9 protein-coding genes, 1 tRNA gene and 1 riboswitch are annotated in these 16102 nt (G+C 41.8%); of the genes, 4 read left to right on the top strand and 6 right to left on the bottom strand.

The window, feature by feature from the left end:
- Window positions 1-178: 178 nt before the first annotated feature.
- Window positions 179-255, bottom strand: a tRNA-Ile gene (locus FAX86_RS04195).
- A 229-nt stretch (window positions 256-484) separates the two neighbouring features.
- Here FAX86_RS04195 and FAX86_RS04190 point away from each other — a divergent pair.
- The gene (locus FAX86_RS04190) at window positions 485-1834 is read left to right on the top strand and encodes an efflux RND transporter periplasmic adaptor subunit (protein ID WP_144392075.1); all 1350 of its coding nucleotides are present in this window, start codon (window positions 485-487) and stop codon (window positions 1832-1834) included.
- Between the two features lie 15 nt (window positions 1835-1849).
- Window positions 1850-4969, top strand: a complete 3120-nt coding sequence (locus tag FAX86_RS04185; protein ID WP_144392074.1) for an efflux RND transporter permease subunit — start codon at window positions 1850-1852, stop codon at window positions 4967-4969.
- A gap of 8 nt (window positions 4970-4977) precedes the next feature.
- Here FAX86_RS04185 and FAX86_RS04180 read toward each other — a convergent pair whose 3' ends face one another.
- From FAX86_RS04180 to rpsU, 5 genes are all read right to left on the bottom strand, one after another.
- Window positions 4978-7515, bottom strand: coding sequence for an EAL domain-containing protein (locus tag FAX86_RS04180; protein ID WP_144392073.1), 2538 nt, complete (start codon window positions 7513-7515; stop codon window positions 4978-4980).
- Between the two features lie 76 nt (window positions 7516-7591).
- A complete protein-coding gene (rpoD, locus tag FAX86_RS04175) occupies window positions 7592-9430 on the bottom strand; it encodes an RNA polymerase sigma factor RpoD (RefSeq protein WP_246128496.1) in 1839 nt (612 codons plus the stop codon).
- A 160-nt stretch (window positions 9431-9590) separates the two neighbouring features.
- Complete coding sequence (gene dnaG / locus FAX86_RS04170; protein ID WP_144392072.1) at window positions 9591-11348, bottom strand: DNA primase; 1758 nt, start codon at window positions 11346-11348, stop codon at window positions 9591-9593.
- Between the two features lie 144 nt (window positions 11349-11492).
- Window positions 11493-11942, bottom strand: a complete 450-nt coding sequence (locus FAX86_RS04165; protein ID WP_144392071.1) for a GatB/YqeY domain-containing protein — start codon at window positions 11940-11942, stop codon at window positions 11493-11495.
- Between the two features lie 37 nt (window positions 11943-11979).
- Window positions 11980-12195 (bottom strand): 30S ribosomal protein S21, encoded by a 216-nt coding sequence (rpsU, locus tag FAX86_RS04160; RefSeq protein WP_144392069.1) that lies wholly within the window; start codon window positions 12193-12195, stop codon window positions 11980-11982.
- 246 nt (window positions 12196-12441) lie between these two features.
- Between rpsU and FAX86_RS04155 the strand changes: the two genes are divergently transcribed.
- Together FAX86_RS04155 and FAX86_RS04150 are read left to right on the top strand one after the other, a co-directional pair.
- Window positions 12442-13725 (top strand): peptidase MATCAP family protein, encoded by a 1284-nt coding sequence (locus FAX86_RS04155; protein WP_144392068.1) that lies wholly within the window; start codon window positions 12442-12444, stop codon window positions 13723-13725.
- A gap of 79 nt (window positions 13726-13804) precedes the next feature.
- Window positions 13805-13911, top strand: a riboswitch (TPP riboswitch).
- Between the two features lie 121 nt (window positions 13912-14032).
- A complete protein-coding gene (locus FAX86_RS04150) occupies window positions 14033-16102 on the top strand; it encodes a TonB-dependent receptor (protein ID WP_164503451.1) in 2070 nt (689 codons plus the stop codon).

Raw genomic sequence — 16102 nt, 5'->3', positions numbered from 1 at the left:
GCTATCCGACTTTTGTTACCTGATACTAGAAATGTGTGTTCAATTTTAAGTCGAGCGTGATTTATTTTAGCGATGCAGGCTAAAACTGGAGTCTATAAAGACTGAAGCTGTGGATTGGCAGCACGGGTTGTAGAGAGCGAGTCGGGTGCTTTGTTCTTTATGTTCGAGAGTGTAAAAATGGTGGGCCCTCACAGACTTGAACTGTGGACCTACCGATTATGAGTCGGGTGCTCTAACCAGCTGAGCTAAGGGCCCATTTTTACTCTATGTCGCTTTTAAAGTTGGGTATTTGAACCATTAAGCTCTGAAAGGACGACTTAACCGTACAACCCAAATTAAGCGAGGCCGAAGTTTACGGCATATTGCAGGCCGATTCAATCTTGTTTTTGGTTTTAATGTCAAGTTTGTAATGAAATGTAAAACGGACTGCAATCAATCGCAACTTTCTATTATTCTTAGCCTTTTAATGCCTAGAGACCGTAGTATGCTAGAGTCAGAAAACCAACCAGAGTATCAAAAGCGTGCGCCATGGGGAGTTCACTTTATTGTTACCTGTCTAATTTTACTGGTTGCCATTGTTATATTTTTTAACATGGTTTCGAGTAAACCTGAGGGCAGAAAAAGGGGTGATCGGCCGGCTCCTAGTGTTGCCGTTGAAACTCGGGCTTTAGCACCGCAAGATTATCAAGTTTGGATAGATTCGTATGGAACCGCTGAGTCCTTGACTCGAACTCAGTTGGTTGCAGATGTCAGTGGGCGAGTTATTAACGTATCACCAAAAATACGGGCGGGTTCTTCGTTTAAGGAAGGTGATGTGTTGGTCGAAATAGATGACCGCGATTTTCGTATCGAAGTCGACATTGCTGCATCATCCGTCGCTGATGCCGAGGTCAAGTACTTGCAAGAGCTTGCGCAAGCAGAATTAGCTGAAAAAGAATGGAATATTAGACCTCAAGGGAAGGCCGCCAAGTCTTTGGCTCTGCGTGAACCTCAGGTGGCAGCGGCTAAGGCAGCATTGGATGCGGCGAAGGCCAGATTAGCAAAAGCAAGTCTCAATTTGGAGCGCACTAAAGTTCGTGCTCCATTCGACGGAAAAGTTCTTCGTCAATCAGTGGATATTGGCCAAGTTATCTCGCCATCACAGTCAATTGCTGAAATTTATTCAACAGACGCTATAGAAGTAAGACTGCCAGTTAAAATTGCTGACTTGGATCACTTGGTTGTTCCTGATGCTGGGGAAGAAATGTCGGACGGTCCTCGAGTAATTTTTGAGGGTGAATTGGGCTCTAGAACCTATCAGTGGGAAGGTGAGGTGGTTCGAAGTGAGGGCGCTTTTGATTCAGCAACTCGTATGTTGTATGTCGTTGCTCGTATCGATGAGCCATTTCAAGACACTCAAAAACGACCCGCGGTGAGAATTGGTCAATTTTTGAGAGCAAGCATAGAAGGCCGTAATTTATCGAATGTTTTTGTTATTCCTCGAAGAGCGGTATCGCAAGATTATTTTGTGAGTATTGCTCAAGAAGGTGTGTTAAAAAAACGAAAGGTGTTTCCTTTGTGGACAGACGCGACTTCTGTTGTTGTTCCTGCTGCTGCCTATTTAGATTCTAATTCGAGACGAGATCCGCTCATTTCGAATATTGAACAATCGACAATACAAGCTTCTGATGTATTGGTTTTGACTCCAACCGCCAACCTACCGGATGGAACTCGCGTCAAATCTATTGATAAACAATCGGAAGAAACTGACGCAAGTAAATTAGCAAAAAGTAAAGATGGCAACTCAAAGCAGAGTGACGGTAGCCCAACAGCTAATGCTAGCGCGAATAATTAGACTGGGAGAGACTATATGATTGCCTGGTTTACCAAAAATGATGTCGCTGCCAATATTTTATTGTTTATCGTTATGGCTTCAGGGCTTTTCGTTTTATTTACGCAAATTCCTATCGATTTATTTCCTGAGTTCGAGCAGCGTCGTGTTCAAGTTTCTATGTCATTACCTGGAGCTTCACCGCAAGAGGTTGAAGAGGGAATAACGATTAAAGTCGAAGAAGCGATTCAAGACATTGAAGGTATTCGACAGTTAACTTCACGTAGTAGCGAAGGTGCATCTTCGGTAACTATCGAAGTGGAAGAGGGCTACGATGTTCGAGAGATGTTGGATGAAGTAAAAATAAAAGTCGATGCTATCAATAATTTTCCGATCGAAGCTGAAAACTTATTAGTGCAAGTTCCTCAGTGGCGAAGAGATGCTATCGGAGTCGTCTTGTATGGAGATTATGATGCATTAACTTTGCGCCGAATGGGTGAAGATATTCGTGATGAAATTGCGAACATGAAGGAAGTATCGCAAGCGGAAGTTGATAATACTTTACGCTTTGAAATTTCAATTGAAATACCTGAATGGGCCCTTCGTAAATATGATCTTACGTTAGAACAAATAGCGACTGTTTTGCGTCAAAACTCGCGTGATGTTTCGGCGGGAAATTTGAAGACCGAAGGCGGTGAAATTTTTATCCGAAGCCGCGGCCAAGCCTATCGAGCGGCAGAGTTTAGTCGGATTCCGATTATCACGACTCAAGATGGAACCATGATTAAGTTGGGTGATATTGCGACTATTCGAGATGATTTTGAAGAGACGCCTCTGAAAACTCGGTTTAATGGCGTTCCTGCTGTCGAAGTTGAAGTGTTTCGAACGGGTAAAGAAAGTATCATAGAGGTAACGCAAGCCGTTAAAGACTACATTATCAAAAAGCAATCGCAAATTCCGCAAGGCATGAAACTTGATTACTGGCGAGACCGAAGTGAACCTATCAAAGCCCGATTAAAAACTCTTACAACGAGTGCTTGGCAAGGTGCACTCCTGGTAATTACTCTTTTAGCTTTATTCTTACGGCCAGCAGTTGCTTTTTGGGTTTGCTTGGGCATACCAATGAGTTTTATGGGCGCGTTTCTTTTAATGCCGGTCTTCGATGTTACTTTGAACCTGATGAGTTTATTCGCGTTTATTTTGGTTCTTGGTATTGTTGTTGATGATGCAATTGTAACGGGGGAGAACGTATATGCGCATCTGCAACGAGGAGATGATCCTTTGGACGCTGCGATTAATGGTACGAGAGAAGTCGCGGTTCCGGTTACTTTTGGCATACTCACTACAGTGGCAGCTTTTCTTCCATTAGCTTTTCAAACCGGTCGAGGAAGTTGGTTTACGGCAATACCTTTTGTCGTTGTTCCTGTTTTGTTATTTTCTCTTATCGAGTCCAAGTTTATATTGCCTGCTCACCTGAAGCATGTAAAAAGACGAATAGGCGATCGTTCCAAGCTAACTTTAATTCAGCAGAAAATAGCGAATTCCCTAGAAGTTTTTATTGAACGAGTTTATCAACCGATATTGGCACTTGCTATGAGGTGGCGCTATGCAACCTGGATGTTGATGTTTGCAAGTCTCCTCATAATTGTCGGAACGATCGGTGGTGGCCATACAAAGTTTGTACCCTTTCCAAGAGTTCAAAGTGAAGTAGCAACTGCGACTTTAGTTATGCCAGCAGGAACTGCTTTTGAAAGTACCGATCGAATTATTGCCTTTATGACGGACGAAGCAAAAAAATTACGAAAAAAATATACTGATCCAAATACTGGAGAATCGGTTATTCGTAATATTTATTCTATCAGCGGTGGAAGAAACTCAACGACGGGTCGAGTTCGAATTGATACGGTACCGCCAGAAAAAAGGACGTTGGAAGTAACAACTCGTGAAATCGTTAACGAGTGGCGGAAAGGTGTGGGCCAAATTGCTGGCGCTGAGCAATTAAATTATCGAGCCGAAATTGGTGGCTGGGGTGGTCCTCCAATTAATATTGAGTTAAAAGGGCGTGATACGGAGTCGCTAGAGAAGTTAGGTGAGGCATTAAAATCCAAACTTGCGCAATACTCGGCGGTTTCCGATATAGAAGATTCAATGTCTGATGGAAAAGAAGAACTCCAACTGGAACTGAAACCTGAAGCTCGGCTTTTAGGACTGGATTTAAATACGGTTGCCCGACAAGTGCGACAAGCAGTATTTGGTTTTGAAGTACAGCGGGTTCAACGGGGACGTGAAGAAGTGCGAGTCATGGTTCGGTATCCGTTAGAAGCTCGTCAATCTATCGAGACGCTTGAGCAAATGATGATAAGGGTTGGGGCTAATAAAGAGGTTCCTCTTTGGCAAGTGGCAGATGTTGAGCCAGGTTTAAGCCCGAATAGCATATTAAGAATCGATCGGCAGAGAACATTAACGGTTGGCGCTGACTTTGATAAAGAAAATGGCGACCTTTCTGCGGTTCAACGAGAACTCAACGAGTTCTTATCCGATACAGTCGCATCTTATCCTGGGACTACATTTGAATTAGCGGGAGAAGCACGCGATCAAAGGGAGTCGACGCAAAACTTGATTTGGGGAGCTATTGGTTTAGCCATTCTTATTTACGTTCTGCTAGCAATTCCATTTAAATCTTATTCCCAGCCGTTAATTGTTATGTCTGTCATTCCATTTGGACTAGTTGGCGCGGTTATTGGGCATTGGATAATGGGAATGGATCTAACCATTTTGAGTTTCATGGGAATGCTCGCTCTATCTGGTGTCGTAGTGAATGATTCTCTTGTGCTTGTTGATTACATTAATCAAAAAAGAAAAGAAGGTGTGCGTATTAAAACGGCTGTTTTTGAAGCTGGTGGTCGTAGATTTCGGCCCGTTCTGCTTACTTCGTTAACAACCTTTTGTGGATTACTGCCGCTTTTGTTCGAAAAATCAACCCAAGCACAATTTTTGATTCCAATGGCGATAAGTTTAGGTTTCGGCATTTTGTTTGCGACCTTAATCACGCTATTTATCGTGCCAATCAATTATCTAATTCTCGAGGATGTAAAAGCTTACTTCAGGAGATACTTTCATGATGTTGCAGGGCTTATTAAGAGGCAGCAGGGAACCTAATTAGTTGATTAGTAAATTGGCTTCTGAGCTTCTTCGTATTCGTCGTCTTCAAAGACATTTTTTTGAGTATTGTATCGGCGTGAAAAGATTTCTGGTTTAAGTGGTTCACTCCAAAATATTCCTTGACCAATATCGCACTTGAGTTGCTTAACAACCAGCAGCTCATCTGCGTTTTCGATTCCCTCAGCAACTGTTTTGGCTTGAATTGACTTTGAAAGTTTTGAAATTGTTGCTGTAATTGCCTTGTTGGTCTTTTTATGATTGATGTTTCTAATAAATGATAAATCAATTTTTATTTTATCGGCATTGATCTGTTGTAAATAAGATAGCGATGAATAACCCGTACCGAAATCATCAATAGCAATACTGAAACCCCTAGATTGTAATTCGTTAATTGTATTGAGAGACTTTTGAGCATTTTTCATCATTGATGACTCGGTGATCTCAAAAGCAATATTGTGTGGATGTACCTTATAAGTTTCCATCTTATTTTCAATAAAGGGTAATAGATGGTCGTCGTATAAATCTTGGGCCGAAAGGTTGATTGAGAGTAAGAATTTGTCAGGTAAGCTACTTTGCATACTTAGCCAATGGAAAGCGTGCTCGATAATTTGATGTGTGATTTTTGAAATTATACCAGTCTGCTCTGCGACCAAAACAAATTCGCCTGGATTTACATCACCTCGATTATGATGGTCCCAGCGAACAAGCACTTCTCCGCCGACGAGTTGTTGTGTAAATAAGTCAAATTGCGGCTGAATCATGATATTAAATTCATGATCAGCAATTGCTTTTTTAATATCTCTCAATAGAGCACCATGCTCTTTTAAAGAAATATCTTGTTCATTGGTATAAATATTCCATTCTCGCTCTTTGTATGAGCAGTGTAATAAGGCAATTTGAACTTTTCGATAAAGCTCCAAAGGCGATAGTTTTTTAGAGTCAATAATTGTAGCGCCTACGTGAATATCCAGAGAAACTTCAAAGTTCTTAATAATTAATGGCTCGGTAGTAAATGTGAGTAGTGACTTAAGTTTTTCCTCTAAGTCTTGGTTAACCTCAATCAAAAATAATATTTGATCTCCAGGCAAAGAAACAAAGTATTCTTGATTCTCAGAAGGTGCAGTAAAAGTCACTGCCCAAGGTGATGTGGTTAAATATTTCTCAAGTCGTGCGACATGCTCTCGATAAATAGGCTCTAATATGTTGGGGCCTAATAGTCCAACCAGCTCTTGATAATTTTTGGTATGAACAACAACTAAAGCTATAGACTCTCGTGCTTTTCTAACTTCGACCAACTGCGTTGCAAATTCATTTATGAAAAATGAGTAGTTCGGTAGTTTTCTTTGGGGATCGATATATGCTTTACTGATTGCCTTTTTCTCGGCATATCTTAGTCGGTCTGCTAGTGCGATAGAGAGTAGTAATAATTCACATATTGTTCCTGCGAAGAATGCATGAATGGTCACGTTAGTCGCCTGAATTAAATTTGTGTAAGCTGCAGCAGTAATTGCAGCTCCCACAATAACAAAAATCCATGAGAGTAAAAAATATCGTGCTGGTCGATAGTCATTTAATAGAGCCGATGTAGCCAGGGCTAAACCTAGTACGGAAGCAAATGCTTGATAAAAAAGGAATGGCATTACGGTCATGTACTCTGGTAACCAAATAACCAATACAAGCGCAATAGGTGTGAAGTAGTCGAAAAATTTTATAAACCCATGTAGAGATGGTGCATTGACCTCGGTCTGTAAAAAGGTACGAGCAAATTGTAATGCTATCCATACAATGAGTACATGCATGGGCATCAAATTTTGCCCGAGCCAGGTGAGAAATTCTTGAGGCCATATTAAGTAGCCAAATCCATGCATTGTTGAAAAATAAGTAAATACAGAAGCATGAAAAATTAGATACCAAAAGTAACTAAAGCCTGGATTTAACGCATAAATAAAAACATTATAAAGTCCAAGAGCGCAAAGTAGAGCGATAGCTCCACCCCATAAAAGATACTTTAAAAATAAAGCTTCGTTGAATGCTTCATTATCGTAGAGTGTGAGAGGAGATATATTTGAGCCATCATTTTGCTTTCGGATTAGAATCGTTAACTTCTGATTTTTATTTATTTTAAATCGAAAAGTTGGACCCTTATATAAACCATTGCTGGGTGATTCACTCAAAAGCCCTAAAGCTTGAGACTTAATTAATGTTTTATTTTCGTATAAAAATACATCAAGGTGGCGTAAATGGTGTGTACTAAAGACAAGATGAAGAGTTTTGGAGTCAAGTTGGTTTAAGTCGCCAGAAACTGAGAGTTTATACCAGTAGGCATTGTACCCAATGTCCATAGACTCATTGAAAGTCTTTTCCTCAAATCTTATCGAATGAATTATTTCTTCTGGGAGTTCAGAGTGAGTTTCTTTGAGGGTTTGAATTGGAGTACTGAAAAACAGTTTAGAGAAATTATCATCAATAACTATTTGTGACTTTGCGAATCCTTCATTGCATAGTAAAAGCAACAATAAGCCAGTGAGTCGCAGCAAAGTCATTCTATAAACAGTCACTCATAAATAAATTTATCACCACAGAAAACAATAACTCCGCCGAAGCGGAGTTTAGAGTGTCTTATTGCTCGTCTAGGAAACTACGAAGCTTTTCTGAGCGCGATGGGTGCCGAAGCTTTCGAAGTGCTTTTGCTTCGATTTGTCGAATTCGCTCTCGAGTGACATCAAATTGTTTTCCAACTTCTTCTAGAGTATGGTCGGTATTCATGTCGATGCCAAATCGCATGCGAAGAACCTTTGCTTCACGGGCTGTTAAGCCTGCCAAAACATCTTTTGTTGCTTCGCCAAGACTGGTAGACGTTGCTGAGTCAACAGGGGACTCTTGAGCGTTGTCTTCAATGAAATCGCCAAGATGTGAATCTTCATCATCACCAATAGGCGTTTCCATAGAAATCGGCTCTTTCGCAATTTTTAATACCTTGCGAATTTTATCTTCAGGCATCTCCATGCGCACGGCCAACTCTTCAGGTTGCGGCTCGCGTCCCATTTCTTGAAGCATTTGGCGAGATATGCGATTTAACTTGTTGATTGTTTCAATCATATGCACGGGAATTCGAATTGTTCTAGCTTGGTCTGCAATTGAACGAGTGATGGCTTGACGAATCCACCAGGTTGCGTAGGTTGAGAACTTGTAACCACGGCGATACTCAAATTTATCAACTGCTTTCATCAAGCCAATGTTACCTTCTTGAATCAGGTCTAAGAACTGAAGGCCACGGTTGGTGTATTTCTTCGCGATCGAAATTACTAATCGAAGGTTGGCTTCTACCATTTCTTTTTTAGCGCGACGAGCTTTGGCTTCACCAATGCTCATACGACGATTGGTTTCTTTAAACTCAGCAATTGACAGATTTGTTTCTTCTTCAATGTGAAGCAGCTTGTTCTGGCAGCGAATGACATCTTCTGCGACAGCTTCAAGGTCATCGTGATAACCAACGTCTTTGCTGAGGTGTGAGTTTAGCCATTTAATATTTGTCTCATTGCCAGGAAACTCAGAGATGAATGTTTTTCGCGGCATTTTACCTTGGTCTACGACCAATTTCATGATGAGTCTTTCTTGAGTACGTAGAGCGTCCATTTTGCCGCGCATTTTGCTGCTAAGGCGGTCAAATTCTTTAGGGATTAATTTGAACTCCATAAACAAGTCTTGCAGACCTTTTACTTGCTTCTGAGCTGACTTGTGCGCTCTACCGTATTTTTTGATGGCGGTAACGGTCTTTTCGTGCTGTTTGCGAAGCTCAGTAAACTTTTCTTGAGCTTCTTCGGGATCTGGGCCGAGATCTTCCTCTTCTTCTGATTCATCATCTTCATCATCTTTTTCGTCTTCAGGAAGTTCTGAGCCGACGTTGCTGCCAGAAATGACAATGTCTTCATCTTCGCTGCCATCGCTAAATCCAGTGATAATATCTGATAGTTTGATCTCGCCAGCCAGAAAACGATCATAATCGTCGAGAAGCGTTTCAACCGTTGCGGGATATTCTGCAATTGCCACAGCAACTTCGCGAATGCCTTCTTCAATTCGCTTGGCTATGTCAATTTCGCCTTCACGCGTTAAAAGTTCAACAGTTCCCATTTCTCGCATGTACATACGAACGGGATCTGTCGTTCTACCAAAATCTGAGTCAACGCTTGCGAGAGCGGCTGCAGCTTCTTCTGCAGCTTCGTCATCGGCGACCGAGTCAGCCATAAGAAGCGAGTCGGCATCGGGTGCTGTTTCTACGACCTGGATACCCATGTCGTTAATCATACGAATAATATCTTCGACTTGATCAGGATCGACGATATCAGGAGGTAAGTGATCATTTACTTCTGCATAGGTCAAGAAGCCTTGCTCTTTACCTGTTGCTATCAATAGTTTGAGCTGTGACTTTTGTGACTGACTGGTCATCTCATTCGACATTAAATTACGACCTTTATACTAGTTAGTAAGTGTTAATCGTTGCAAATCAGCGTTTAGGCAATAGAAAGCCTGCGCGCTGCACACGAAACACGCAATTATACACAGTGTAGCCGCACAACAGCAAATTTGCTGTTGTAAATATGTCGCAATATGTTAGCGGCTACAGCTCCAAAAGCAGGGTTTGGTACTCCTGTTTTTCCTCTGTTGACAGAGGTCCTCTTTGAGACTTCTGTTGTAATTGATTAAAACGTTGTTTTTTAAACTCTTTTTTTAATCGATTAAAGATGTCTCGTATTTCTTGAACAGCACCATCCAGAGGTGTCAGGAGCTCTTCATTTGCTAGTTTTAGTAAATGCGGTTGTACCGAAGAATCACGCCAATTTTCGATTAAGGCGCCCACTGAAATGTGGGGGCTCTCTTTCAATATTTCAATCATCTTCTTGAGAATTTCATTCCCGGGCATTTCAAGTTGACTCAACCACTCGTAATCCACAACCTCATTGATTAGTTCACTTTTGTGCAATAGCAGGGCTATGGCTCTGCGAATAGGGGTTAGTTGGCTAATGTTGGTTAACGGGACACCCTGACTTTCACTGACTAACGGTTTGCTCTCATCTTCGGTTGACTTAGACTCGAGAAGTAAATCAGTTAGTTTGCGCTCACTCAGTCCGACTAGCAGTGATAACTGCTGAATAAACCGTTCTCGATGAATAGCGTCGGTCATTAACTCAAGGTATGGCTTGGCTAAATTAGCGAGCTTTCCTGGACCCTCAAAGCTATCCATGTCAACTTGTGAACGTAAATGATCCATCAAAAAGTCGAACAAAGAAGGCGAACCTTGAGCTGTTTTGGCAAAGGTTTCTGCGCCGATTTTCCGTACCTGAGTATCTGGGTCTTCACCATCGGGCAAAAACATAAACCGAATTTCCCGGTTGTCTTTTATTTGTGGGATGCTTTGTGAAAGCGCTCGAAGTGCTGCATCTCGACCTGCTCGGTCACCATCGAAGCAAAAAACAATTTTGGAACAATAGCGAAACAATTGTTGAATATGATGGCTGGAAGTCGCTGTGCCAAGGGTGGCTACAGCATTACGAATGCCAAACTGAGCTAAAGAAACGACATCCATATATCCTTCTACCACAACTACCCAATCAATTTTGCGTTGGTGCTGTCGCATTTCATACAAGCCGTAGAGTTCGCGACCTTTGTGGAAAATATCTGTTTCTGGTGAGTTGAGGTACTTGGGCTCACCCTTATCAATGACACGCCCTCCAAAGGCTATCACTCGTCCGCGTTTGTCGCGAATGGGAAACATCACTCGGTCTCGAAAGCGGTCGTAACGATTGCCATTCTTCTCAATTAACATGCCGCAGTTTACCAACGCCTTGTTAATACTCTGGTCGTGTCCAAAGAGAGCCTGTAATGAATGCCACTCATCTGGGGCATAACCGAGGCCATAATCTCGCGCTATTTCACCACTTAAACCTCGGCCTTTTAGATATTCTACGACTCGTTCGCCATTCGATTTGAGTTGCGCTTGATAGTAGCGCGTCGTTTTCTCCATAAGCTGATAATAATCGTGTTCCCATTGCTGAGCTGGCTTAATTTGAGTCATTGCTTCACGAGGCACTTCGACGCCTTGGGCGTGAGCAAGATCTTCTACGGCTTCGACAAAGTCGAGGCCGTCATATTCCATAATAAACCCAATAACATTGCCACTGGCACCACAGCCAAAGCAGTAATAGAACTGTTTATCTGGGCTTACGGAGAAGGAAGGAGATTTTTCATTGTGGAACGGACAACAGGCCTGAAAATTCTTACCTGCTTTTTTGAGCTGAAGTCGGCGTTCAATAACTTCGACGATATCACTGCGTGCAATCAGGTCATCGATAAAGTGTTTTGGAATACGTCCAGCCATTGAGTATCCGTCAAGAATCAAATGTTTATAATAGTATGCAGGAGTGTATCCAGAATTGGAAAACCAACAAGGCGATTAACGCTAATGTTATCAAGTTTGTGAAAAGCGTACCGCAAGCACGCTTTTCAAGTCGCAACTGGGTATTTATCCCAACTTTGCTTTTATTTTGCCGCTAACGGCACCCATGTCAGCGCGGCCTTGTAATTTGGGTTTTAGTACACCCATTACTTTGCCCATATCGCGCATGGTTTCGGCGCCTGTGCTCTCTACGGCTTTATCAATCAACTGAGCAATTTCTTCATCACTCAATGGTTGAGGTAAAAATTCGGTAAGAACATCAATTTCAGCTTGTTCTTTGTCGGCAAGTTCTGTCCGACCGGCATCATTAAATGCCTTAATAGACTCGCGTCGCTGCTTTACCATTTTATCTAAAATAGCAAGCAAGGTAGCATCGTCTATATCATCGACTCGGTTATCAACAAGATGTTGTTTGACGGCTGCGGTGACAAGTCGAATGGTGCCAAGGCGGTCTTTTGCCTTGGCACGCATCGCATCTTTCATCGCATCGTTGATCTGATCAAGTAATGCGGCCATATGCTAAAGGTCCTAATCGAAATTCGGAAACGATCGCTTAGTACATGCGTTTACGCTGGATGCTCTCGCGAGCTACCTTTTTAGCGTGACGCTTAACAGCTGCTGCTTTTTTGCGCTTGCGAACTGAAGTTGGTTTTTCGTAATGCTCACGACGTCGAACTTCAGCCAGAATTCCGGCTTTCTCGCAAGAACGCTTGAAACGGCGTATTGCCACGTCAAACGGCTCGTTTTCCTTTACCTTTATGCTTGGCATGAAAAATCACCACCTTAAATAGTTGGATTGTTGATAAAATACTCCGAATGCCCGCATTTTGGGAGATTCAAAGCCCTCCAAGAGAGAGGGGCGCCGATCATAATGGGTTTCCAGCCAGAATGCAAAAATAATGGCTAATTTGCACACAGTTATTTATTCAAGTTGGAGCGAATAATTCATTACGGTTGCGAAAGAAAAGAGAGTTATACTCAGTGATGTGAATTCGATACGCTTAAAGCATTGATTATGAGTCAAAAATCGACATCTTGGGAAACTCGAGAGAGAGCACGATTGTGCAAACTGTCGGATGAATTACTTCAAGTAGGCAAAAATATTCAGGTTTTGTCGCTCGTTGGTTGGCCAATAAGCGCGAAGCAAGCTTTTTTTGACGCCAAGGCAGAGAAATTGCCCGAAGTGACTTATGAGCCATTTGAGGGAAAGCCGGCAAGAGATGCACTTAATAAACTAAAAACTCAGTTGGGCGATACCCCTGCAGATAACTGGATGGAACAGGTATGTGACATCTTGCTTACGACCATTGATATGTTGGATTCACGAGGTACCTCCGGATTTTTTGAAAACTCCAAAATGTTGTATGGTGAACCTAAAGCTTTACTGAAAGATGAGAAAACGAGCGCTCTTGATCTGGCACGACGCTATTTGGAGCTGTTGAAGCCTATTTCTAAAATGGATTTGGGAGAGCCGCCAGAGGCCTGCATATTGGCATCGACTTTAGCGGAAGAAATGCGACAAGTGACAAGCGCGACGTTTGGCAATGAAGCTCCTGAAATTCTTGTTGTTGAAGACTTATCTGCCAATGCTCTTGCTAGTGCAGAAAAAGTGCGAATTCGACGAACAGCGTGTTTTTCAGACAACGATATTAAACAACTCATTGAACATGAAATTTACATTCACGTCGCGACCATTTTAAATGGTCGAACTGAGGGAAATTTAAGTTTATTGTCGTTAGCACACCCTGGAGCCACTAAAACTCAAGAAGGTTTGGCTGTGTTCGCGGAATATATTACGGGAACCTTGGATCTCGATCGAATGACTCGTTTAGCAGACCGTGTTGTAGCTATTCAAATGGCGATCGATGGAGCCAACTTTATTGATGTTTACCGTTACTTTTTAGAGCGCACAAATGTTCCCGATCAATCTTATGAGTCAACGCGGCGTGTTTTTCGCGGCGGTGTGATATCCGGTGGGGCACCGTTTACTAAAGACATTGTGTACTTGGATGGATTACTGCGTGTTCACAACTTTATGAAAGCTGCTGTTAATCATGGAAGGGCTGATGCGATACAATTATTATTTGCGGGTCGATTAGACATAGAAGATTTACCGACGCTTTCTTATTTGCGCTCATTAGGACTGTGCCGCCGTCCACGGTTTTTACCAAAATGGGCCTCGGATTTGCGATTCTTGCTGTGCTATCTGTCTTACTCGTCTTTTCTTAACTCTATTGATATGTCCAAGGTATATCAACATTATCACCACTTACTCAGTAATGTCGGAGAGGTTTATTAAATAATCCATCCTAATTACACTCAGGCATAGCTTTGGGAATGTCATCAGTTGCTCTATAATGTCGCCTGAGATTTTCAACATGTTTACCAAGGGGTGCGGCCAACTTTATTGTCCGCTGAGACGTCTAGCGAACCCTTTGAACCTGAACCGGTTAATACCGGCGTAGGAATGGTCAGTCAGTTGCTTTCACATTATCCTATTCTGGTGTCTCCGGTATTAAAATTTGTGAGGCATATTTTTCTATATGAAGTTTTCAACTAACCCTATATTGACTGTGGTTATAGTATCTTTTTTTACTGGTTCAATTATGTCCGAAGAGTTGGATGAATCAGAGAAAAATCAGAGCAATGAAATTAAATCGAAAACGGAAATGGCGTCGAATGATAACGTCTTAGTCGTTCGATCTGACTGGAAGATACAACCAATTAATAAAACACCTTCTAGCTTGGTAGTTATTCTTGATGAAAAAATTAAAGAGCGAAATGCTCAGCATCTGGATCAGTTATTAAGAAGCGTTGGGAACGTTAACTTTAATTCTGGAGCTAGCCGCGGTCGTTTTGTACAAATTCGCGGAATAGGTGAGCGATCTCAATTTCAAGACCCGATCAATCCAAGTGTCGGATTTTTTATCGATGGCATTGATTTTTCTGGCGTGATGGGCAGCGCGACGTTATATGATTTGTCGCAAGTCGAAGTTTTAAGGGGACCTCAAGGCACACGTTTTGGAGCTAATTCTCTTGCCGGAGCTATCTATCTGGAAACAGAATCTGCTCGTTCAGAAATTGATCGGTTCGACATTTCCTTAGCGGAGCAAAACTCTTTGTCGACGGGTATTGCCGTTGGTGGTGAAATTTCTGAAGCAGCGGCGATGCGATTTGTATTACACCAGTCGGTAAGTGATGGTTTTATTAAAAATCAATTTTTAAATAGAGATGATACCGATAATATTGATGAACTGAACGCACGAGTAAAAACTGACTGGCAAGTTAATAAAAACTTTAATTTAAAGATCGCGTTGCATCATTGGGATATTGATAATGGTTATGATGCATTTTCTCTCGACAACAATCGAATGACATTATCTGATGAACCTGGATTTGATCGTCAAGCAACTGATGCAGTGAGTGTACAAGGAAATTATTTGAGTTCGTTAGGTAGCGAATTTGAATTTTCCGTTGCTGTTTCAGATTCTCAACTCGATTATGGTTATGATGAGGACTGGACATTTGATGGATTTCATCCAGATGGTTATTCTTCTTTCGATCGCTATTTGAGGGATAAGGATACAATCAATCTAGATCTTCGTTGGCTTCCAAATTCACTGTTCAATTTATGGGGAAAGCAAACTGATTGGATATTTGGGGTGTATGCGAAAAAAGATGACGAAGCTTTAACTCGGCAATACACTTATTTATCTGGCGATTTTCAATCAATTTTCGAGACCAAAACGGTTGCATTGTACGGAGAAGCACAATCTTCAATTTCTGAAGATACTCGTCTTGTAATCGGCGCCCGTGTAGAGTCTCGAGAAGCAGATTATCAAGATGTTGGATTTGGTGAAACGACGGATGAAACAATGATTGGCGGGCGTGTTTCTCTACAGCATGCACTTTCTGAGCAATCTATGGTTTATGGCCTCATTGCTCGTGGATTCAAAGCGGGTGGTGTCAATCCACAATCTGAACTCGATTTAATCAATCGAACGTTTGATAGCGAAACCAGTATCAATTATGAACTAGGTTATAAATCAACATTGTTTGATGATGCAGGATCATTACGATTAGCTGCTTTTCATATTACTCGAGACGACCAACAAACAAAAAATTGGCAAGTGATAACTCGAGATGATGACACTCAAGGATTCATTGGTTATGTCGGTAATGTCGATAATGGAACGAATCAGGGTATTGAACTTGATATTAATTGGCGTGTAAGCCCAAGTTTCGAATTAAACAGTTCTATAGGTTTACTCGAAACAGAACTCGATCAAATTTTGCGACTCGAAGATGATCAAGTCATTACCATTAATGGGAGAGAGCAAGCGCAAGCACCCAGTTACAATTATCATCTTTCCGGTAAATGGGTGCCAACAGACCATTGGTTTTCTGTTCTTACGTTAGAAGGAAAAGATAAAGAATTCTTCTCAGATAATCATGAACTCAGAAACAAACATACAGACCTCGTTCACTTTCAAGTTGGCTATCAAGCTATGGATTGGCGGCTGACCGTGTGGGTAAAAAATATGACCGATGAAACGACATATATCCGAGGGTTTGGAAGTTTCGGAAATGACCCAAGAAATGGCTATGCGACGGAACCCTACTTTCAGTTAGGAGCCCCCAGACAAGTCGGTGTTAGTTTTAATACTCAATTTTAA

Source organism: Pleionea sediminis, assembly GCF_007570825.1.
GTDB lineage: Bacteria > Pseudomonadota > Gammaproteobacteria > Enterobacterales > Kangiellaceae > Pleionea > Pleionea sediminis.
This window is presented reverse-complemented; position numbering and strand designations above follow the sequence as displayed.